Source organism: Sulfuricurvum sp. (assembly GCF_023229695.1).
Classification (GTDB): domain Bacteria; phylum Campylobacterota; class Campylobacteria; order Campylobacterales; family Sulfurimonadaceae; genus Sulfuricurvum.
Map to the genome: position 1 here is coordinate 239,072 of NZ_JALNYS010000001.1, position 22,625 is coordinate 261,696.

At 49.5% G+C, this 22,625-nt stretch carries 20 protein-coding genes; 5 read left to right on the forward strand and 15 right to left on the reverse strand.

From position 1 onward, the window contains the following. The first annotated feature begins 28 nt into the window (after positions 1-28). From M0P91_RS01265 to M0P91_RS01285, 5 genes are read left to right on the forward strand one after another with little or no spacing between them, the layout of a single operon-like run. Positions 29-1,858 (forward strand): site-specific DNA-methyltransferase, encoded by a 1,830-nt coding sequence (locus tag M0P91_RS01265; protein ID WP_295063350.1) that lies wholly within the window; start codon positions 29-31, stop codon positions 1,856-1,858. A gap of 8 nt (positions 1,859-1,866) precedes the next feature. Then, positions 1,867-3,231: an AAA family ATPase gene (locus M0P91_RS01270; RefSeq protein WP_295063353.1), complete on the forward strand. Its 1,365-nt coding sequence runs from the start codon at positions 1,867-1,869 to the stop codon at positions 3,229-3,231. Beyond that, positions 3,224-3,745 (forward strand): DUF3226 domain-containing protein, encoded by a 522-nt coding sequence (locus tag M0P91_RS01275; RefSeq protein ID WP_295063356.1) that lies wholly within the window; start codon positions 3,224-3,226, stop codon positions 3,743-3,745. The genes M0P91_RS01270 and M0P91_RS01275 overlap by 8 nt, the downstream gene beginning before the upstream one ends. Further along, positions 3,736-6,282 carry a DEAD/DEAH box helicase family protein gene (locus M0P91_RS01280; protein WP_295063359.1) on the forward strand — a complete coding sequence of 849 codons (2,547 nt, stop codon included), beginning with the start codon at positions 3,736-3,738 and terminating at the stop codon, positions 6,280-6,282. The genes M0P91_RS01275 and M0P91_RS01280 overlap by 10 nt, the downstream gene beginning before the upstream one ends. Positions 6,283-6,285: 3 nt before the next feature. Further along, complete coding sequence (locus M0P91_RS01285; protein ID WP_295063362.1) at positions 6,286-7,539, forward strand: AAA family ATPase; 1,254 nt, start codon at positions 6,286-6,288, stop codon at positions 7,537-7,539. A 46-nt stretch (positions 7,540-7,585) separates the two neighbouring features. On the opposite strand, the gene fetB is transcribed toward M0P91_RS01285, so the two are convergent. From fetB to M0P91_RS01360, 15 genes are all read right to left on the reverse strand, one after another. Continuing rightward, positions 7,586-8,347: an iron export ABC transporter permease subunit FetB gene (gene fetB, locus M0P91_RS01290; protein WP_295063365.1), complete on the reverse strand. Its 762-nt coding sequence runs from the start codon at positions 8,345-8,347 to the stop codon at positions 7,586-7,588. 19 nt (positions 8,348-8,366) lie between these two features. Then, a complete protein-coding gene (locus M0P91_RS01295) occupies positions 8,367-9,863 on the reverse strand; it encodes an NADH-quinone oxidoreductase subunit N (protein WP_295063368.1) in 1,497 nt (498 codons plus the stop codon). Next, entirely contained in the window at positions 9,860-11,308 is a 1,449-nt protein-coding gene (locus tag M0P91_RS01300) for a NuoM family protein (RefSeq protein ID WP_295063371.1), read from the reverse strand. Before M0P91_RS01300 ends, M0P91_RS01295 begins: the two co-directional genes overlap by 4 nt. Then, positions 11,309-13,183, reverse strand: a complete 1,875-nt coding sequence (gene nuoL, locus M0P91_RS01305) for an NADH-quinone oxidoreductase subunit L (RefSeq protein ID WP_295063374.1) — start codon at positions 13,181-13,183, stop codon at positions 11,309-11,311. It abuts the gene before it with no gap. Beyond that, positions 13,180-13,488, reverse strand: a complete 309-nt coding sequence (nuoK, locus tag M0P91_RS01310) for an NADH-quinone oxidoreductase subunit NuoK (protein WP_295063377.1) — start codon at positions 13,486-13,488, stop codon at positions 13,180-13,182. The genes nuoL and nuoK overlap by 4 nt, the downstream gene beginning before the upstream one ends. 2 nt (positions 13,489-13,490) lie before the next feature. Further along, complete coding sequence (locus M0P91_RS01315; RefSeq protein ID WP_295063380.1) at positions 13,491-13,991, reverse strand: NADH-quinone oxidoreductase subunit J; 501 nt, start codon at positions 13,989-13,991, stop codon at positions 13,491-13,493. Then, positions 13,984-14,517 (reverse strand): NADH-quinone oxidoreductase subunit I, encoded by a 534-nt coding sequence (locus M0P91_RS01320; protein ID WP_295063383.1) that lies wholly within the window; start codon positions 14,515-14,517, stop codon positions 13,984-13,986. The genes M0P91_RS01315 and M0P91_RS01320 overlap by 8 nt, the downstream gene beginning before the upstream one ends. Positions 14,518-14,527: 10 nt before the next feature. After that, positions 14,528-15,796 (reverse strand): complex I subunit 1 family protein, encoded by a 1,269-nt coding sequence (locus tag M0P91_RS01325; protein ID WP_295063386.1) that lies wholly within the window; start codon positions 15,794-15,796, stop codon positions 14,528-14,530. Continuing rightward, positions 15,793-17,190 (reverse strand): 2Fe-2S iron-sulfur cluster-binding protein, encoded by a 1,398-nt coding sequence (locus M0P91_RS01330; RefSeq protein WP_295063389.1) that lies wholly within the window; start codon positions 17,188-17,190, stop codon positions 15,793-15,795. Before M0P91_RS01330 ends, M0P91_RS01325 begins: the two co-directional genes overlap by 4 nt. Further along, positions 17,187-18,440 carry an NADH-quinone oxidoreductase subunit NuoF gene (gene nuoF, locus M0P91_RS01335; protein WP_295063392.1) on the reverse strand — a complete coding sequence of 418 codons (1,254 nt, stop codon included), beginning with the start codon at positions 18,438-18,440 and terminating at the stop codon, positions 17,187-17,189. The genes M0P91_RS01330 and nuoF overlap by 4 nt, the downstream gene beginning before the upstream one ends. After that, on the reverse strand, positions 18,437-18,910 hold the full coding sequence (locus M0P91_RS01340) for an NAD(P)H-dependent oxidoreductase subunit E (protein ID WP_295063395.1): 474 nt from the start codon (positions 18,908-18,910) through the stop codon (positions 18,437-18,439). Before M0P91_RS01340 ends, nuoF begins: the two co-directional genes overlap by 4 nt. After that, positions 18,907-20,622: an NADH dehydrogenase (quinone) subunit D gene (gene nuoD / locus M0P91_RS01345; protein ID WP_295063397.1), complete on the reverse strand. Its 1,716-nt coding sequence runs from the start codon at positions 20,620-20,622 to the stop codon at positions 18,907-18,909. Before nuoD ends, M0P91_RS01340 begins: the two co-directional genes overlap by 4 nt. Next, positions 20,598-21,146, reverse strand: coding sequence for an NADH-quinone oxidoreductase subunit B (locus M0P91_RS01350; RefSeq protein ID WP_295063414.1), 549 nt, complete (start codon positions 21,144-21,146; stop codon positions 20,598-20,600). Before M0P91_RS01350 ends, nuoD begins: the two co-directional genes overlap by 25 nt. After that, positions 21,143-21,505, reverse strand: a complete 363-nt coding sequence (locus M0P91_RS01355; RefSeq protein WP_295063400.1) for an NADH-quinone oxidoreductase subunit A — start codon at positions 21,503-21,505, stop codon at positions 21,143-21,145. The genes M0P91_RS01350 and M0P91_RS01355 overlap by 4 nt, the downstream gene beginning before the upstream one ends. Positions 21,506-21,731: 226 nt before the next feature. Beyond that, a complete protein-coding gene (locus M0P91_RS01360) occupies positions 21,732-22,328 on the reverse strand; it encodes a peroxiredoxin (RefSeq protein ID WP_295063402.1) in 597 nt (198 codons plus the stop codon). Positions 22,329-22,625 lie beyond the last annotated feature (297 nt).

Consider the following 22,625-nt stretch of genomic DNA (forward strand, 5'->3'; position numbering starts at 1 on the left):
AGAGTTATTTTAGTGCGAGGTTGTTTGGATGGAGTTGGAAAGTAGGGATTTACTAGCTCAAAGACTGGAAGAGCTCAAAAACATTTTTCCCGAAATTTTCGATGACGGTGTGATCAACATCGACAAATTCAAAAGCATCGTTGCCCCGCAATCCGATGAGAAAAGCGAACACTACAGCTTTACGTGGAACGGTAAAAAAGGGTGTTACCAAACGATCCGCCAAAAATCCAATGCGACGTTAAAACTCGATACCGACACCACTATCCCTGATGGAGAGAATGTCTTTATCGAAGGGGATAACCTCGAAGTCCTCAAACTCCTCCAAACCTCGTACCATAAAAAAATCAAGATGATCACCATCGATCCCCCCTATAACAAAGATAAAGATTTTGTCTACAAAGACACATGGGGTGACACGATTACCAACTATCTCATCCAAACCGATCAGCTTCGCGAAGAGGGGTACACCAGTACCAAAACCTCTAGCACGGGACGACGTCATACCAACTGGCTCAATATGATCTATCCGCGTCTGTGGCTCAGCCGAAATCTACTCCGCGATGATGGAGTGATTTTCGTCTCTATCGACGATGATGAGGTGCATAATCTCCGTAAAGTAATGGATGAGATTTATGGGGAAGAGAGTTTTGTGGCTATTTTTCCTTGGCGCAAAAGAACAGCAAAAAGTGATGTGCCATTTGGAGTTTCACAAGACTATGAATGGATTATATGTTATGCAAAAGAGAAGTTTTTAGCAGGTATTTCGCATGAACAGAAATATTATTATACGGATGATTTTCCAAATGACGGTTGGCGTTTATCCGATTTAACAACACAACGTAGTGATGATGAACGTCCAAATTCAGCTTTTGAGATGATTGATCCAAAAACAGGAAAAAAATACCCATATAATCCGAAAAGAACATGGGGTGTTACTCGTGATACATTTCAAGATTATTATGATAAAGGGAAAATTGTATTCCCGGATGATTATGATTTTTTAAATATTAAAACACCATATTATCGGGTTTTTGAAAGTGAAGATCGTGCAAAAGCTTTAAAAAAATATGGTACAGAAGAAGCAATTAAAGCCATTTCTACTCATTTCCCAAAGGATATAGGGATGAGTGAGAGTGGGAATAAAGAGATGGTTGAATTATTTGGAAGTAAGCTTTTTAGTTTTCCTAAGCCATCAACACTGATACAATATTTTCTTGAAGCAACAACATCTAGTGAGGATATTATCCTCGATTTTTTTGCCGGAAGCGGGACGACGGCACATGCCGTGATGGCGCAAAATATCGAAGACGGCGGCAATCGAAAATACATCCTCGTTCAGCTCCCCGAAGCAACCGATGAAAAGAGCGAAGCGTACAAAGCAGGCTACACAAAAATCAGCGACATCACCAAAGAGCGAATCAAGCGGGTGATCCAAAAACTCGATTACCAAGACGGCTTTAAATCCTATGTGTTAGACAACTCCAATTTCCAAATTTTCAAAGAGGTAAAAAAACGTCCCGGTGAGAGTGTTGAAAGCATCGAAAAAATGCTCAAAATGTCAATTTTCCATGAAAATATCCTCACCCAAGGGGCGAAAAAGATCGATATCGTCTATGAAATCGGACTCAAAAACGGGTTTACTCTGAGCGCAAACTATGAAGAGTTCAAAAAAGAAAAATACAGTTTTATCCGTCTGTTTGAAGAGAACCGTGAGTTTTTCTTTACCTTCGATCACAAAATCGCCAATGATATACGGGAATGTTTACCGCAGGGGATCAAGCTCATCTGTTACGATAAATCGCTCGATGATGGTACCAAACTGAACTTGCGTGAGTATTTTGCGTTAGAGACGCTGTAGGAGACAACATGGTATTTGGATTTGAAGGATCGGGCGGGCAAAATTTTGACAACGGTAATTTCGCATCGGAACCGATCGAAAGAGAATATAAAAGTTCAATAATATTGGAAAGTCTCTATCTCCATAATTTCAAAAGCTTTTATAATAGCAAATTTGAATTTGGAAAGCTCAACTGTCTCATTGCTCCAAATAATACGGGGAAAAGTAATCTTGTAGAAGCTTTGGAATTTTTGGATGCTTTGATATATGAAAATACAGCTAGAGCAATAGCAAAAATTGGATTTCAAAATATTCAAAACTATCATTATTTAGACGAAAAAAGAATATCTATGAATGCAAAATTTAATATTCAGAATAGAGTTTTAGTATCCGATGAATTCATAGATTATAAACTAGAACTTGCATTCTTATTTAGTATGGATATTGAAGAGAAAAAATCCAACATAGATATCATCTCATATAGTAGTAAAATTAAAAGTATTCCAATTGATAAGGCTGATTTGCAAAATGGCTTACAATTAAGGGTTTTTAATGATTTTGATGAATATATACAAAACTATTTACTATATGCTCAAAACTTAGAAAAAAAACGATACGAAAGTTTTGATTTTTCATACAATAATTCGACACTTCAATACGAGATAAAAACAAAACGCGATACTACTGATAAATTAGTGCAACTTCTTTTTGGTCTAGAAATAAACAAAAAAAATAATATTTTAACAAAACCGATGGACTTTAGATTTTTATTTAACAGGAGTTCATTATTTGCTTCTCATTATTTTCATGCACATGATATAAAAAGAACGCAGGAGTCGGGATTTGAATATTTTTTAAAAGATGGAACTAATTTAGCTGAGCATTTAAGCAATCTTGATAAAGAAGTTTTTGAAGATATTTCAACTTCATTGATTGGGGAAGTTGAGCTGATTAATTCATTGGAAATAAAAGATGGCTTTACTACTGATATTGTTTTTAACGAGGAAGTAAATGGAAAAACATATCCAATCAAGCTTCAAAAAGTTTCAGACGGAACAATACATTTTGTAGCAATTATGACAGCATTGATTGGAAATAAACATTCAATAGGCATGATGATAGAAGAGCCTGAGCGACATATGCACATGAAAGTTTTGTCATATATTCTCAATACGATGCGAGATGATGATAAGCAGATATTTTTCACGACGCATAGCACAGAGTTTTTGAGCCAGTTGAATTTGGATGAGATCATATTTATGTTCCGTGACTATGAGGGAGATACTAAAGGTCAAAGAGCTGAAGATATACCGAATATCAAAAAAATCATGAAAAGACATAAAGATTTAGTAGAGATTATTAAGTGTGGTTTAGTTGGGGAATACGATGAATAGAAAGATAGGTGTTATAGTAGAAGGTCCAACAGATAAAGATTTTTTTGAAAAGCACATAAAAAAACAGTATCCAAGTATAAAAGGAATAAAAGTCATTTCATCCGCGACTGGAAGAAATCAGAAAATTAGAAATAAAATAAAATTGAATAGTAGAATAAAAGATTTAAAAGATAAAAATGGGTGTAATGAAATATATATTTTAATTGATTTAGATAATAAATCTTGTGTGGTCACAGAAAAAAAAGATTTTGATAGTAAAATGGGATTATCATCTCAAAGTGATGTAACAACTGTTGTTGTATCTACTGAGTTAGAAGCGTGGATGATGTCTGCTTGGCAAAAAAGTGACAATGCGACTAAAGAAGATTTAAAAAAGTATTTTGGGTTAAAAAGCAATACAAATATAGAAGAAGTCCTACTGCAAAGATTCCTTGCATCGAAACAGAATATTGATTGTAACAATAATGAATCGCTTCGTTATTTTATAGAAAAATTGGGCTTAGAATGCAAATAAAATACATCGAACAAGTCCATCAAGAAAAAGCGGTAAATGCAATCACCGATCTGTTTATAGGTCAGGAGCATTTTGAAGCCGATTTCGATCTCTTCGACGGCGAAGCGGTGTGTTCGAATGAATTTACGATTAACCAAGAGAGTGTTTTAGAGAATTTAAACCGTGTTCAAAAGCAAAATAATATCGATGAATCGCTGATGCTTCAAAGTCTCGATTTTTCGATAGAGATGGAGACGGGGACGGGGAAAACGTTTGTTTATATCAAAACGATTTTAGAGCTGTTTACCCAATACGGCTGGAGCAAGTTTATCATTATCGTCCCTACTATCGCGATCAAAGAGGGGGTGCTTCATGCGCTGGGAAGTATGGATGGGTATTTTAGAGACTTCTATCCGTTTGCGTATGATTATTTCGAATACGATTCGTCCAAATTGGGACAGCTGAAACATTTTATCCGAGATAACACTCTCCAAATTATGATTATGACGATTGACAGTTTTAAGCGAAACAATACCGTCTTAAACCAACTGCAAGAGGGGTTTATCTCAACGCCCAAAGAGAGTCTCCAAAAAACCAAACCGATACTCATCCTCGATGAGCCTCAAAATATGGAGAGTGAACTCAGTGTCACGGCGATCAAAGAGCTCAACCCCCTCTTTACGCTCCGTTATTCCGCAACCCATAAGAACTATTATAACCTTGTTTATACTCTATCATCGAAAGAGGCATTGGAGAGAGGATTGGTCAAACAGATCGACGTATTGGCGTTGAGCGAAAACCAAACGATTAACGATGTCTATATCAACATCCAAAAAATCGAAATTGATAAAACCTCCAAACGTCCCGTGGCGTATCTCGAACTCATCGTCAAAAACAAAGATGAATTTGTCAAAAAAGCGCTCAAAATCAAAGGGGATGAGAGCTTAAGCGAAAAGACCAAAAACCCGATTTATAGCGGTTTTACCGTCGATGAGATCAATGGACGCGAGGGGTTTATCACGTTTGACAACGGGTTGAAACTGGAACTTCATGCCATCAACGGGCAGGTCAAACAAGAGATTCAAAAAGCTCAGATTACCGAAGCGATCAAACTGCACATGGAAAAATACGAAGCGCTTCAACAATCGGACATTAAAGTCCTCAGCCTCTTTTTTATCGATAGAGTTGCTAATTTTTTACAAGATGAAGAGGGTTGGATCGAAGGGTATTTTTGTGCTGAATTTGAGCGGCTAAAAGTCTCTTACCCGACTTTTGCTCCCCTCAGTGCACGGGATGTGTACGGGTTTTATTTCGCAAAGCGAAACAGCGGGTATGTCGATGAACTGAAAAACAATGAAGCAGACCGCAAGCTCCAAAAAGAGATGTTCGATACGATTATGAAAGAAAAAGAGAAGCTTTTGAGTTTTAATGAGAAGATTAGCTTTATTTTCTCCCACAGTGCCCTCAAAGAGGGATGGGACAACCCCAACGTCTTTTTTATTACGACACTCAACGAGACCAAAAGCGAGATGAAAAAAAGACAGATTTTGGGTCGCGGGGTGCGACTTGCCGTCGATAGTAATGGGGAACGGATCGAGGATAAGAATATTAATCGATTGACGGTTATCGCCAATGAGAGTTTCGATGAGTTTGCAAAAAGTTTGCAAGCCGAATACAAGGCGACGGACGGATCGAACGGTCCGACACTCAATAATAAAAGAGCGGAAAAAACAGTTAAAATCCGACCGGAAGCGAAGGAGTTGAGTGAATTTGCTCAATTATGGGAGAAATTAAAGCAAAAAACGGTTTATGACATTCGCCTAGACAGTGCGAAGTTCCAAGAAGCGGTCATCGAAAAACTAAACAGTATCGAAACCAAAGAAAAAAAGATCGTGATGCAATACGGAACGTTGAGAAGCGATTTGGACGGTTTTGTCGGGGATGAAAAAAGTTTCAGCCTGGCGATTGAAGAGACTCTGCCGAACATCGTTGCCCTCATCGAACGTGAGAGCGGCTTATCACGAGAGACCATTATTGGGATATTTCAAAAGGTAGATTTAAAACCTTTTATCAAAAACAGTGATGAGTATATCAAAAAAGCGTTAGAGATTTTCGACGATGCCAAGCATGAAATCCTAAGCGGAAGCGATGGGATCGTGTATCAGGTTAGCGGTGAGCATTATGAATTTGGAAACGTATTTGCGGACGAAATCAAAGGGTATAATTTAGAAGCGTGCCAAAGAGGACTGTATGAAGCGGAAGCGTGGGATTCAGAGACGGAGCAAGCTTTTATAAAATGTGCCGATACGAATTTTAAGTTTTTTACCAAATTGCCCAAACGCTTTAAAATCAAAACGCCATTGGGAAATTACAACCCGGACTTTGCGGTGATTAAGTTTGACGAGAGCGAGGGGAGCTTTGTCGTGGAGACCAAAGGGAGTGATAAAGAGCGTGATTTGAGAGGTCGGGAAAAATGGAAGATTGCCTATGCGAAGAAACATTTTAAACTGCTCACTATTCAGTACAGAGATAAGATTACACAGTGTAAAGATGTTTAAAAAGTGATCGAATCTGCCCTCAAAATCTTAGAAACCTCTAACCTCTTTATCACCGGCGGTGCGGGAGCGGGGAAAACGACGCTGACGCAGGCGTTGATCGACGATGCGGTAAAAAAGGGGCAATCGGTCGCCCGTCTCGCCTCGACGGGGATGGCGGCGACGCTGATCGGGGGGCAGACGCTCCACAGTTTTTTCGATCTGGGAATCGCCAATTCGCAAGAGGAGCTGGAGCTGCGCGGCAAGCTCGAATGCCCCAAAAAAATTGCGAAACTGATTAAATCGATGGGAATCATCCTCATCGATGAGATCTCTATGGTGAGCGCCCCTTTACTGGATTTGATACGTCTGCGGCTCCTTCAGGCGGAGTTTGAAGGGAAAATCGTCGTGGTGGGGGATTTTTTGCAGCTTCCTCCCGTAACGCGGGGGAATGATCCGATCTATTTTGCGTTTGAATCCCTCAGCTGGGAGCGGTTCGGTTTTGAGACCCTTCATTTGGAAGGGTCATTCCGGACCCATGAAGCCGATTTTTTGAGTTTGCTAGAACAGGTTCGCCATGCCCGTATCGACGCGGAAGCGTCGGAGGGGTTGAACCGCCTGATCCGCCCTTTGCCGGAGGATCAAAGCGCTATTACCCTGCTGTATGGGAAAAATATCAGTGCACAGAACCATAATCGTGCCCAATTGGCCCATTTGAACGGGGAAGAGGTTGCGATCTCCACCTATGTCACCCTCCATGACACGAAGATGCAGGAGCGTGACGTGGAGCGGTTTATGAACGAGAGCCGTATCGAACCGGTACTGGTACTCAAAGTGGGAGCTCCGATCCTCTTTACCCGCAATGCGTGGAATTACTACAACGGGGAGCGGGGGCGGATCATCTCCATCGAAGAGGAGGTGATCTGGGTCCGAAAAAGCGACGGGGTGAATGTCAAAGTGGAGCGGACGGGTACGACAAAGAGCCGTTGGGTTGAAAAAGGGAAAGCGGTGAAGGAAGAGAACCTGATCACCCTCAGCCAGTTTCCTCTGACGCTGGCGTTTGCGATCACGATCCACAAATCGCAGGGGATGAGTCTGGCCGATTACGTCATCGAAACGAACGAGATATTTGCCCCCTCACAGTTTTACGTGGCCCTTTCCCGCTCCGTTTCGGCGCACCGTGTGACATTGACGCAACCGAACCGTCCCTGGGAGAGGCTCTGTTTTCTCCATCCCAAAGCGTTGGCATTTGCGCAGCGGATCGCCATGAACCGGGTTTAAAAGATATTAAATGCATATATAAATAATATGGATTAGATATCTTTTGTCACCCTTTCTGTCTACCTGAGAGGGTGCTGCCAAACGTTGCCCCAAAAATTTCCCGATACGAAAACATCATCGTAAAGGCCGCTGCGAGGAGCGATACCGCCACCATCATGTACATGACGGCCAATTGGTAGGAGACCGCCGTGAGCGGATCGGCCCCGGCAAGGAGCATCCCCGTCGTAATCCCCGGAATGTGGATGATCCCTACCGTCTGGAGCATGTTCAGCGTCGGGATCATCGCCGCTTTGACGGAGGCTCTGGAGGCAAACGAGAGGGCCTCTTTGAGCGGTGCTCCCAGCGCGATCATCCCCTCGATCGTCTCCACCGTATTTTTCACCTCCCCTTTGAACCGTTCGACGCTTTGGGTATAGACGTTGAGGGCATTGCCGATGATCATACCGCCGATGGGAATCATCTCATGTGGGACCATATGGATCACCCCGAATGCCATCATCGAGAGAAACACGATCCCCGATGAGATCCCCAGAACGGAAAAAGCGATTACGAACCCCTTCTCCCCCAGCGGGGAACGTTTGCGCGCCGTATAGGCGCCGAATGCCGTCATCCCCAGCAGGACGAAAAAGAGGAGGGAGGGGTGAGTGATTTTAAACAGATAGACGAGGACGTATCCGAGGAGGCCGAGCTGCACCATTGCCAACACGGAGTTGGTCAGGATCTGTTTTTCGAGGCCGAAATGTTCGCGGCGCGAATACCAGAGGGCAAACAGGATGAGGAGATACGAGGCTAAAAAAGAGTAGTGCATAAGGGTATTCTACTCTTCTCTAGCGTGTCGAAATAGTGAGCGATTCGATCGCCTGATTCGCATAGACAATGATGCCGTCCGCACCGGGGATGAAGCCAAGCAGCGAGGTTCCGATCCCTCCCCAGATCGTCAGGGCGGCGATCAGAGAAATCGTCGCCGTAGTGAGGGTGAATTCGATTTTCAGTTTCGGCCTGTCGGTTCCGTAAAAATAGATCATCGCAATCAGACGAAAATAGTAATAGATCGATACAAAGGCGGCGAAGAGGGCGGCTGTCGTCATCGCAAGGTGCCCCGAGGAGAGGGCGGAGCTGAAGAGGTAGAATTTGCCTAAAAATCCGATCGTAGAGGGGAATCCGGCGAGGGAGAGCATAAAAATCGTCATGCACGCGGCGAGGAGGGGGTGGATGTCGGAGAACCCTTTGAAATCTTCAAACGTGTAGTGTTCATGCCCGACATAGGAGATATAGCTCAATATCCCCAACGCTCCGACCAGAGAGAGAAAATAGGCGATGAGGTAGAAAATAATGGAGGGACCCGCCAAGAGGTAGCTCCCCTGAAACGATGCGAGTGCCAGCAGAATGTATCCGCTGTGGACGATACTCGATGCGGCCAGCATCCGTTTGACCGACGTTTGGGCCAGCGTGAGAAACGATCCGCCCAGCAGCGTCAGGATCGCGGTGACCTGAAGGGGAAACTCATAGAGATGGACGATGGGGTAGAGATCGACCAGATAGATGCGGATGGCGATCGAAAAAATGGCAATTTTGAAGGTGGATGCCATAAACATCATGACCGGCATCGTCGCACCGTCATAGACATCCATGACCCACGAATGAAACATGAACGCACCGATTTTAAAGAGGATCGTCGCCATAATCAGCGCCCCACCGATGACAACGAGAGGGATCTCTTCGGCAGGATGGGTCAGGATAAAGGCTCCGATCTCATGCAGATGGGTCGTTCCGGTCTGAAGATAGATCAAGAAGGTGCCGATCAGAAAAAAAGTCCCCGCAAAAGATCCGATCAGCAGGTATTTGAAAAAGGCCTCACTGCTTTGGGGATCGGTGCGGTTGAGCCCGATCAGAACATAGATGGAAAGGGAAGTGGTTTCGAGCGCAATAAAGGCGCTGATAAGCTCATACGACATCGAAAGGGAAATCATCCCCCCCAAGGCAAAGAGGATGAGGGCGAAAAATTCCCCTTTGAAAATGGGGTTGGCGATCAGATAGCGGTTGGAGATCGCGAGGGTGAAGAGGGTTCCGAGGGTGAAGAGGAGGGTGAAGAGGGAGGAAAAACTGTCGGCGATGATCATTCGGTTAAAAATGTCGGGATAGATGAGGGTACTGTAGACGGTGCCGATCATCGGGAGCTGAAAGATGAGGGTAACGGACAAAACGGCGATGATAAGAGGGCTGAAATGGGCCGATGTAAGCCGTTTGGAACTGCTTAGCAGCATCGTTGCGACTGCGGAAGCGATGACAATGAGAAGGGGCATAACGCTAAACAGCGGATTCATAGGCGGACTCCCGAGGATGCAGGTGCGGCGGAAAGAGCACTGAGAAAAGGGTCAGGATAGATCCCCATCCCAAAGATGACGAAGACGAGCAGCCCCATCGCTACGGTTTCAACCCTATTGAGGTCCTTTATCCTCTCTGCTGCGGGGGAAGAGGGGCCGAAGAGGACCTGCTGAAGAAGCCATAAGATAAAGATCATGGCAATGAGTACGGTGGTGGCGGTGATAAACCCGATCAGCGGTGTGTAGGCAAAAGCGCCGTAAATGATGAGGAGCTCCGCAACAAAGCCGCTTGTCCCCGGTATCCCGACGAAGCTCAGGGCCAGAAGAGTAAAAAGAACCCCTAAGCGCGGGGCGGTGCGGATAATGCCGGAGTAGTGGGAAACGGAGTCAGAATTCCCCCCTAAATTGATCCGTTCGAGGAGGAGAAAAATACCGGCGGTGGCGAGTGCATGGGCCGTGATGAGGTAGATGCTTCCGCTTTGGCCGTAGAGATTAAAGGTGAAGAGCCCCACAATGATGAGGGACATGTGGGAGGCCGAAGAGTAGGCGAAGAGGGATCGGAATTTTTCCTGACGCAATGCGGCGATACCGAAATAGATCATCCCGAAAAGCCCTAGCGCGATGACGAAGGGGGCCAGATCACGGGAGAGGTCGGGAAAAAGGGTAAAGACGAAGCGGTAGAGGGCAAAAACACCCAGTTTGGCCATGACGCCGGAGAGGATGATCAAGGTGGCGGCAGGGGCGGCTTCGTAGGAGCGTTTGAGCCATCCGTGAAATCCGAAGAGGGGGATTTTGATAAAAAAGGCGACCAAAAAACCGAAAAAGGCCCACGGGCGAAACGATTCGGCATCGATCATCCGGGCAATATCGAAGAGATCAAAACTGAAACGGCCGGTCAGATCGAAATATTGGACCCCTAAAATCAAAATCGACAAAAACATGGCGACCGATCCGAAAATCGTATAGAGGGTGAGTTCAATCGCTATTTTAACCCGCTCTCCTGAGCCGTAGAGACCGATCATCAGGAAGATCGGGAAGAGCATCACTTCCCAAAAGAGGTAAAACAAGATCAAATCGAGGCTAAAGAGGGCACCGGTCCCCCCGCTCTGGGCGATCAGGAGGGCGATGAGAATCCCTTTGGGCTCTTGACGGATAAAAAGAAAGGTGACCGGCATTATCAGTGAGAGGACCATCATGATGATCAGGCTGAACGGATCGGCGCCGATGTGGTAGGAGATGCCGTAGGTTTCGATCCATGACGATTTGGTAACCATTTGGATCGGGAGGGAGGGATCGAAACGGCTCAGGGTAAAGAGGGTGATCACCAGCATCACCAGCGAGAGGGCAACGGCGATGGTACGCGCGGCACGGGCGGTGATGATCGGGAGGGACAACACCGCTGCCGTGAGGAGGGGGAGGAAGATTAGAAGATTGAGGGTATTCACTTAGGTCCCTTGGTAAACGATGAGAAAATAGACGCAGATCGAGGAGATCCCCAGCATCATAATCATCATGTAGTGGTTTGCATCTCCGTCCTGACGCGTCTCGACGCGTCTCGAATAGTATCGATAGAGAGCGACTGTGGTTTGAATCGCACGCTCAAGAGCCGTTTCGGTGAGGGTGTTGACCATACGGTTGAGAAACAAGAGGGGACGCGCGACGAGGAGGAGATAGAATTCGTCCACATAGAGTTTACGGACCAGCAGCCGTACGAGCACCTTTTGGGTATCGGGTTCTTGCGGATTGGAGGCAAAACGGCGGTAGGCGAGGGCCGCACCGGCGAGGGCAAGGGCCGTATTGAGGGCCGATAAGCCCCATTCGGCGGAGGGGAGGAGGGGAACTTTCAAATCCTGCATCCCCAAATAGTCCGACATCAGAGGAGAAAAACCTATAAAATGGGGAAGGTTCCATAGACCGTTTCCGAGTGCGGCAACGGCGAGGATCACCAGCGGCCATTGCATGGAGTGAGAAACGTGATGGAGCGGCGGGTGTTCGGTGCGGGAGGGGGCGATAAACACGGTGAAGTAGAGGCGGAACATGTAAAACGAGGTGAGAAGAGCCGTTCCCATAAGGGCGATCCAGATGGCGTAGTGCCCGGTACCGTAGGCTTGGGCTATGAGGGGATCTTTGCTGAAAAACCCCGAAAAGGGGGGGACGCCGCTGATCGATGCGGTTGCGATGAGCATGACGAGGGCAATCAGAGGGAGAGGGCGGCGCAGAGATCCCATCTTGAAAATATTTTGCTGATGGTGCAGCGCGATAATGACGGCTCCGGCCCCCATAAAAAGGAGGGCTTTAAAAAAGGCGTGGTTGAAAAGGTGAAAAATTGCCCCGCTGTAGGCCCCCAACCCGGCCCCCGCAAACATATACCCCAGCTGGGACATCGTCGAATAGGCGAGAATTTTTTTGATATCGCGCTCAAACGAGGCGAAGAGGGCCGCCAAGAGGGCGGAAGAGGCTCCGATGATTGCGATGATGAGGCTGACATCGGGGATAAGGGTGTAGAGAAAATCAAACCGTACCACCATATAGACTCCGGCGGTGACCATTGTCGCGGCATGGATGAGGGCGGATACGGGGGTGGGACCCGCCATCGCGTCGGGAAGCCAGACGTAGAGGGGGATCTGCGCCGATTTCCCTATCGCCCCCACAAACAGCAAACTGCCGATCAGGGTGCGGTAAAAAGGGTCGATGAGGGGAATATGGGCGGCAAGCGATCCGTAGCTCATGGCATCGGAACCCAACTGAGCAAACAACAGCGCAAGGGCGGAGACAAAGCCGAAATCACCGATACGGTTCAGGTAAAAGGCCTTGTTGGCGGCTCCGATATTGGCCCGATCGTCCATGTAAAAACCGATCAAAAGATACGAACAGACCCCGACCCCTTCCCATCCGATGAACATCACCAGCGGGTTGTCGGCCAGCACCAGCAACACCATCGATCCCAAAAAGAGGTGAAAATAGATGAAAAAGCGCGAATAGCCACGGTCTCCTTTCATGTACCCCGTCGCGTAGGTAAAGATCAAAAAGGAGATCAGGGTGATAAAAAGGAGCATGATCGAGGAGAGAGGATCGTAGAGAAGGGTGATCGGACTGTGCAGAGCACCGATCGAAATCCACTCAAAACAGGTCACTTTAAAAGGTCCGGAGGCGGCGAAAAAGAGGTAGAAGCTCAAAACCGCGCCGGACAAGGGGATAAGGATCGAAACGAAGCGGGCAAAGCGCTCCTGCGCCGAGGGGTGTTTTAGCCCAAACCGTCCCAACGTAATGAGCAGGGCACCGACAAAGGGGAGCAAAAGGGTTAGAATAAGGAGATTCATGAACGGCTCTTTGAAGCGAGGGTGCGAAAATCATCGGTTCCCAGCGCCGTTTTGTGACGAAACAGCAACACGATCATGGCCAAAAAGAGGGCCGCTTCTGCTGCGGCAATCGCCATAATCAACAGGGCGATGACATTTCCCGACTCCTTTCCCCAGATCGAGGAGGCGGTGACGAAGCCCAGATTGATTCCGTTGAGCATCAGCTCGATCGACATGTAGACGATAAAGAGGTTGCGCCGGGCGAGGACACCGACAATCCCGATCGAGATGAGGAGGATGGAGAGGATAAGGGCATGGGCGTGCATCGTTATGCCTCCTTTTCTTGGTGGGTCAGGATGATCGATCCGATCAGGGAGACCAGCAGCAGCAGCGAAATCAGCTCAAAAGGGAAAACGAACGAGGAGTAGAGGGATGCGCCGATCGATTTAAGGGTACCGAAATCGTTCGGCAGCGGATGGAGCTGAAGCGGTGTGTGGGAAATCGTACGGATCAGTAAAAACGAGAACGGGGAAACAAGGGCGGCAGAGATCACAATCATCCGGGTTTTGATCGGTTCTTTGGGGAGGTTTTTGGGCTGGATATTGAGAAACATGATGATAAATAAGATCAGCGAAACGATGGCCCCGGCATAAATGATGATCTGAATCGCGAACATGAAACTCGATCCCAGCAGGGCAAATATCCCCGCCAGTGCGATCAGGACGATGATAAAATAGATCGCGGCGAAGATCGGCTGAACGGCGAGTACCATTGCGACGGCACCGATCAGACTCACCGACCCCAAAAGATAAAAGAGCAGATCACTCATGTTCCCCTCCCAAAGCGGCTTGACTCGTTTCGGGTTCGTAGCCGCCGCGCACCCTCAGAAGATACTCTTTGCCTACGACGAAATCGCGGCGCTCTTTGGCGACGATGCTGAAGATGTTGCTGTCCATCCGTATCGCATCGCAGGGGCACGCTTCGACGCAGTAGCCGCAAAAGACACACTCCAGCAAGTCGATATCAAACCGTTCGGGCATTTTTTCGTCACACCCATCGTTGCGCTCTACCGCTTCGATAAAGATGCATTGTGCCGGACAGGCGGTGGCGCACATAAAGCAGGCGACGCACCGTATTGAGCCGTCGTCGCGGTGGGTAAGGCGATGGTGTCCACGGTAGCGGGAGGTGATATCGGTGGGCATGATTTCAGGATATTCGAGAGTCGGGATGGCCTGCGTGTCCGAGATATTTTTGAAAAATGTTCCGAAAGTGGTGGAGAGGCCGCCGATGAGCGAGGGGAGGTACATCCGCTCTTTGAGTGTGTTTCCGTGGCGCGGTACGACGGTAAATGCCATGCTGAGCTCCTTAGAGGATAACCGCGAAAGCGGTGATGAAGATATTGATCAGCCCAAGCGGTAGGAGGATGTACCATCCCAGATACTGGATCTGATCGTATCGAAAACGGGGGAAGGTCCATCGTACGACGATAAAAAAGACGATGACGGCGAAGAGTTTCAAAATGAAAGTTCCCACCTGCACCCCCGCGCTTAGGAGGGTGATGGCGAGCGGATCGATAACACCTGCCAACATCGTCCCCAAAAGGGCCGTCGAGATAAGGAGGATGGAGCCGAAGAGCCACAGCAAGACGTGCCGTTCCCGCTCCCGTCCGTTGCACACGACCCCTCTGCGGAGATTGTTTTTGCGAATCCACAGCATCAGGGGGACAAAGAGGGCCCATTGGCCAAGGATCAACCCTCCGATGAGGAGGTCGGGGGAGGAGAGCATCATCTCGGTACTCACCCACGGAAGGGTATACCCTCCCAAAAAGAGGGTGACGATCAGCGCCGCTGAAGCGGTCATTGCCAGATACTCCCCGACGAAAAAGAGGCCGAATTTCATCGCGGAGTATTCGGTATGGTACCCCGCGACGATCTCGCTCTCCCCTTCGGCGACGTCGAAGGGGGCCCGGTTGGTTTCGGCAAATGCGGTGATGACGAAGATCAACGCGGCCAGCGGCTGAATGAGGATCCCCCATGCGGGGAGGAATCCGAAAAAGGTCTGGCTTTGATAGGCGACCATGTCGTTGAGATGGATGGTGTCGTAGGTCAGGATCATCGAAACGAGGGAAAGTCCCATCGCGATTTCGTAGGAGATGAGCTGGGAAGAGGCGCGCAGCGCCCCCAGAATACCGAATTTGTTGTGACTCGACCAGCCGGCGATGATAATCCCGTAAATCCCGAGCCCGGTCAGGGCCAGGAACCATAAAATTCCCAGTGTCGTCGGGAGTGCCTGCATCGCGTAGCGGTGGCCGTGAATCGTGACCGTATCGGCGAAAGGGATCACCGCAAATGTCAAAAACGACGCGACAAAGACGATAACCGGGGCGATGAGGAACAAAAAGCGGTTGCGGATGTGCCGTGGATAAAAATCCTCTTTATAGAGGAGCTTGATCACGTCGGCGATCGATTGGACGATCCCCCCCAAACGGAACCCATGGATATTGCAGCGGTTGGGGCCGAGCCGGTTTTGAACCATCGAGGCGATCCGGCGCTCCATCCAAATGAGGAGGGGGATAATCCCCACTGAGAGGAGAACCATGATGAGGATCGGAACTACCGTCATCCAGCTATTCATGCCAATCCTTTGATCGTTGAGAGGAGTTCATGCAAAGGGGGGACGGGGTGGCGGCGCCGAATCGTAGAGGCAAATTTCTGCACCTTGCCGAATGCGTTGATAATGCTCCCCGATTGTTCGGTATAGGGGGCGATCGGGATCTGGAGTTCGCGGGTGTCGATCGGATGGACGCAAAAATGGATCTGATCGACCGAAACCGGGGTTTGGTTGTCGAAATTCAACACGAGCGATGCGGCGCAAAGGGCGGCGTTCATTTCACTCTCGTCTTCGCTGATCCCCAAAAGGGGCAGAGCGCTCCGGTTGGCGGCGCGGTCATTCAGCCGTAAAAAATCGTCTCCGAACGTTTCATCGAACGAGCCCCTCTCCACCCCGAAAAGGGGGATGGCGTATTGCAGGCAGTAGTCTCGCAGAGCAGTGAGGTTTTCACAGCTGAGCGAAGGGCTTGCGAGGGCGACGACTCCGGAGCCGGAGGCCGCGAGTTTTTGGTGATAGAGCTCCAGCGCTTCGGATAGGGTAATCGCGGTTCCGGAGTATCTCGGAGTGGTGAGGGTTGCGTCGCCGGTATGGTTTTTATAGCTCAGCCGCCCCTCGTCGCAGATAAAAAATCCGTTCACCTCCCGCTCAACGCGGGGGCGGTAGCGGTAGATGAGGTCATCTCCGTATTTTTGGGGATAATGGTCGATAAAGATGGAACACCCCCGTGCGCATCCGTGGCAGAGGGAGGGGTCGCTCTTCAAAAACCAGACCCTCTGATGAAACCGAAAATCTCCGGAGGTCAACGCACCTACAGGACAGAGATCGACGACGTTCATGGCGTAACCGTCGGCTTTGAGCCCTTGGGGTTCGAAGGTGGTGACGCAGGCGTGATTACCCCGATTGGCAATGACGAGATCCCCCGTACCGATGATGTTTTCGGTAAAACGGGTGCACCGCGCGCACAAAACACACCGTTCCTGATCGAGGATGACGTGAGAGCCCAGATCGACTTTTTTGGCTTTGCGGACTTTGTCGGCACGGTCGATCCGCGATTCGTAAAGCCCCACCTCCATGTAATAGTTTTGGAGGCTGCACTCCCCCGCCTGATCGCAGATGGGGCAGTCGACGGGGTGGTTGATCAGCTCCAGTTCCAGAATGCTCCGCTTTACCGCCATAATCGAATCGCTGAGGGTACGGATGCTCATCCCCTCTTTGACGCGGGTGTTGCAGGCGATCTGCGGCCGTTTTTGCCCCTCGATTTCCACCATGCACATGCGGCAGTTTCCGTCGACCCCGAGGGCTTCGTGATAGCAAAAATGGGGGACGGAAACGCCGTTATCGAGCAGTACCTGCAACAGAATCGACCCCTCCGGTGCGCTAAGTGTTTGGGCGTTGACGGTAATGGTGACGTTATTCATCCCTCAGACCTCTGAAAATAGTGTTCGAATTCGGGACGGAACTTTTTGACAAACGCGTTGATCACTCCCGAAACGGCCGGGGCGAAGACGCAGATCGTTTGGCCGTTCATCGTTTTGCTGACATCGAGGAGGGTCTGGATGTGTGTTTCGTCTCCGCGCCCAGCGAGGATATGGCGGATGAGGGTATCGACCCACCCCGTCCCCTCGCGGCAGGGGGTACATTGTCCGCACGATTCGTGGCGGTAAAACGACAGGAGATTGTGGAGCGCTTTGACCATGCAGCTCTCTTCGTCCATGATGATCATCCCCCCCGTACCCAGCCCCGAACCCATCGCCGAGAGGGTTTCGTAATCCAGCGTCGCTTTTTCCGCCTCTTCGGCGGTCAATACCGGGGTTGAAGCCCCGCCCGGGATCACCGCTTTGAGCTTTTTGCCGTTTTTGACCCCCCCGCCGAGTTCATCGATCACCTCCATCATCCGAAGACCGAAGGGGAGTTCGTAGACGCCGGGACGGGAGATGTGACCGCTCATCGCAAAGAGCATCGTCCCGGGGCTTTGGTCGGTCCCGTAGGCGCGATACGCTTCAAACCCCTCTTGGACGATAAAGGGGACGGTGGCGATCGTTTCGACGTTGTTGACGGTGGCGGGATGGCCGAAATACCATTCGCATTCGGGTTTGGCCGGTTTAAGCCGTGGATGCCCCCGCTTCCCCTCCAGCGATTCGAGGAGGGCACTCTTTTCGCCGCAGATGTAGGCTCCCGCCCCACGGTGGACGCTCAGGGAGAGGTTAAAGCCGGAGTTGCGGATGTTCTCCCCGAGGTAGCCCCTCTCATACGCTTCCTCGACCGCTTCGACGAGACGGTCATGAAACGCTTTGTACTCGCCACGGATATAGACGTAGGCGTGATCGGCCCCCATCGCATAGGCGCTGACGATGATCCCCTCGATCAGCAGATGGGGATCATACTGGAGAATCTGGCGGTCCTTGAACGTTCCGGGCTCCGATTCGTCGGCATTGACGACGAGATAGGAGGGGGAGATGGTTTTGGGCATCAGCCTCCATTTTTTCCCCGTCGGGGCCCCTCCGCCCCCTTTTCCGCGCAGTCCCGAACGCTCTATCTCGGTCGTAATCGCATCGGGCTCCATGGCAAACGCTTTGGAGAGAGTTGCATATCCCCCATGCAGGAGGGCAACATCGATACGGTGGGCATCGGGGATATCGAATTTTCGGCTGACGATGCGCTGTATCATGATAACCCCTCCAACAGCGCGTCGAGAGATTCGGGGGTGACGTTCTCGTGATAGGTTTCGTTGAGACTCAGCATCGGAGCACCGCCGCAGCCGCCCAGACACTCGACGAGGCTCAGGGTGAACCGTCCGTCTTCGGTGGTCTCTCCGGGACGGATTCCCCATTTTTTCCCCAGATGCTCAATCAGCGCATCTTTGCCGCAAAGGGCGCATGAGAGGGTTTGGCACAGTTCGATGTGATAGGTTCCGACCGCAGAGAGTCGAAACATCGTGTAAAACGTCGCAATACCGAAGAGATGCGAGGGGGAGAGTTCCAGCCGCGCGGCGATCGTTCGGATCGCTTCGGGGGTAATCCACCCCTCCTGATATTGGGCCATCCACAGCATCGGCAGGGTGAGGGACTCTTTTTTTGGGTATTCTCCCCATAATTTTTTGATTTTTTCTTCGTTGATCGGATTGAAGGTAAAACTCATCGGTCCATCTCTCCGGCGATAATATTGAGGCTTCCGAGGTTGATGATCGCATCGGCAAGCTGTTCGTTTTCGATCATGGAGGGGTAGGCTGCCATGTGGAGGAAACTGGGAGCTTTGACTTTGACTTTATAAGGGGTTCCGCTCCCGTCGGAGACGACGTAAAAACCGAGCTCTCCGTTACTCGCTTCGAGAGAGGAGTAGTGCTCTCCTCTCGGTACTTTGACCCCTTCGAAAATGAGTTTGAACTGATTCATGGCCCCCTCTATGGTGGTATAAACGGCTTGTTTTTGGGGGAGGATAATGGCGGGATTGGAGACGTTGATCGCCCCCCCCGGCATTTGAGCAACGCATTGGCGGACGATACGGATACTCTGGTCGATTTCGGCAAAACGGACCGTCATCCGGTCATAAATGTCCCCCACACTCCCGATAGGGGAGTCGAACTCGAACCGGTCATAATAGTAATAGGGGGTGTTTTTCCGCTGATCGTATTGGACTCCGCTGGCCCGCAGGTTGGGTCCGCTAAACCCGTAAAAGAGTGCCTGCTGTGCGGTGACAATCCCGACGTTTTGGGTGCGGTCCAGAAAAATGCGGTTGTGTTCGATCAGTTTGAGGGTATCGCCGACCCCTTTTTCGATCTTTCGGAGGATGAACTCCAGATCACTCTCGTATCCGCGATACAGATCATTGGCCATCCCCCCGACACGCATGTAGCTGTTGGTGAGGCGGGCCCCCGTGAGTTTGGAGAGAAAGGTATAGGCATCTTCTCTGGGATTAAAGAGGTACCAGAAATTGGTCAATGCCCCCATGTCGACCAGATTGGCCGCCAGACAGATCAGGTGGTCGAGTATGCGGGAGAGTTCGATCAGCAAAACCCGGATGTAGATCCCCCGTTCGGGAAGGGTGACCCCCAGCATCTCTTCGATCGCCTTTGCAAACGCGACGTTGTTGATCAGCGATGAGCAGTAATTGAGCCGGTCGGTATAGGGGATGATCTGGTTGTAGGTGTGGTTCTCGCAGCTTTTTTCAAACCCTCGGTGCAGATATCCGATCTCGCTGACTGCCGCGATGATGCTCTCCCCCTCAAGTGCGACGAAGGTGCGGATGGTCCCGTGGCTTGCCGGATGGGAGGGGCCGAGGTTGAGAAACATCAAATCCTTGTTCGGTTCGGTGTACCCCCCCTCTCCATCCGGGAAAATGATTTTTTTCTCTAGCAGACGCTGACGCATTTGAGGCATCAGATCGACCGCTTCGCTGCACGGCTGTGCCTGAGTGATCGGGTACTCTTTGCGCAAAGGGTGGCCGATAAACTGGTGGTGGTTGAGAATCCGTTCCGGATTCGGATGCCCTTCGAACAAGATGCCGTACTGATCGTACACCTCCCTCTCCAGCCAGTCGGCGCACGGGTAATGGGGGGTGAGGGTTTCGACGGTGAGGGCATCGCGGGGGAGATAGCATTTGAGGCTGAACGCTTGGGTAAAATCCCCGCTCCGTAACAGGTAGACGAGGGCAAAAGGTTCGGGATGGAAAGAGGGGTAGAGGGTATAATCGATGGCGGTGATATCGAGCAGCAGCGTATAGCCCGACGATTTGAGGATTTCGATCCCCAAAAGGAGATTTTCTCTGGCAATCGTCGCATGGGTCAGAAGTGTATCGCTTCGGATATCGGTAAAGCAGTCGGGCATATTCATCGGGCTTTGACCAGATCGCACGGAGTGCAGGCATTTTCGTTGCAGCACATCGTTTGAAGCCCTTTGTCGTGATGGTTGCCGGAGATGATCCCCTGAATCTGGATAATCGCATCGAGGAGCGCTTCGGGTCGCGGGGGGCACCCGGCGACATACACATCCACCGGAATGATCGTATCGATCCCCTGCATCGTCGTATAGTTGTCGTAAAATCCGCCGCTGCTGGCACAGGCTCCCATTGCAATGACCCACTTGGGCTCACTCATCTGATCGTAAATCTGTTTCAGTACCGGACCTTGCTTGTACGTGATGGTCCCCGCTACGATCATCAGATCGGCCTGACGCGGGGAGAAACGGATCGCTTCGGCCCCGAAACGGGCCAGATCGTATTTACTGGCCGTTACCCCCATAAATTCGATCGCACAGCACGCCGTTCCGAAAATCATCGGCCACAGCGAAGATTCCCTCGCCCAGTTGACCATGGCGTCCACGCGGGTCGTGATGATGCTCTCACCCAACACGTCGACGGCTGTTGCGGGATTTTTCATGTCCATTTGAGCCCTTTTTTTTGATAGACGTAGAGGAGCCCCGCGATCAGCAGCCCCATAAACGTGAACATCTCGATCAATCCGAACACCCCTAAGTCTCTCAGATTGACGGCCCACGGCAGCATAAAGACCACTTCGATGTCAAAGAGGATAAAGATAATCGCCACGCGGTAGTATTGGATACTGAAACGTTCATTCGTATCCCCGACCGGGGTCGAAATACCGCTTTCGTACGCTTCCTCCTTTGCCCGATTGGTGTGGTTTCGGGGGCCGAGGTATCTGGCCAGATGAAACAAGGCGGGCAAGGCGAGTGCAATCACACTCAGGATGAGTGCGGCCAAAGAGAGGGAATTATCCAAACAGGGAGCCTTTCTGTGATATATTGGTGATATTTGAATATTTTTAACGGCATCTTTGGAAGGAATCATAACAAATATTTATTAAATTTTGGAGACAGAAGGATTCAAATGGGTTTTAAGGGAGATTGAGTCTAATAAAGAGGAAAGTTTAAAGCTTCCCGTATCTTTCGGATACGGGAGATTACTAACCTTTTCGCACTTGTTTAAACAAGGTGCATAAGGTCAGTTATAACTCTTCTGCGTGAGCGGCAAGATATTCGGCAACCCCTTCGGTGCTGGCTTTCATACCCGCGTCCCCTTTTGCCCATCCGGCAGGACATACTTCACCGTGTTCGTTTGTGAACAGCATCGCATCGATCATACGAAGCATTTCGTCGATGTTACGGCCAAGCGGAAGGTCGTTGATCACGGCGTGACGGACAGTCCCGTCTTTGTCGATCAGGAATGAACCGCGAAGGGCTACCGCATCCCCGAAAAGAACATCGTAATCACGTGAGATTTGTTTGTTCAAATCCGCTACGAGGGGGTAACGAACCTGTCCGATACCACCTTGGTTAACCGGAGTGTTTTTCCATGCAAAGTGACTGAATTGTGAGTCGACGGATACACCGATAACGTTGATTCCGCGTTCGGTAAATGCATCAAGACGGTGATCGAATGCGATAAGCTCAGACGGACATACGAACGTAAAGTCCAACGGATAGAAGAAAAGGACAGCCCCTTTTTCACCCAGATTTTCATAAAGGTTGAAATTGTCAACGATTTGGTTGTCTCCCAGAACGGTAGTCGCAGTGAAGTCCGGAGCTTTTTTGGTAACGAGCATGAAGTTTCCTTGTGTGGTTTTTTGGTAATGGGAAATTGTAACACACTAAGATTAATCCAAATGAGATTCATAAAATTAGCCCGAGAATATAAACGATAATTATTATTAATTAGAATGAAATATGCATTTTTTTGAATGGCTGCTTCGCATCCTAAAATGTATAACTGACCTTACGCACCTTGTCTAAACGCGTGCGAAAAGGTTAGTAATCTCCCGTATCCGAAAGATACGGGAAGCTTTAGGGGGTTGTATGGGTGAAAAGCGTCAAAAAAGCCAACTGCTTGGCTTTTTTAGCTT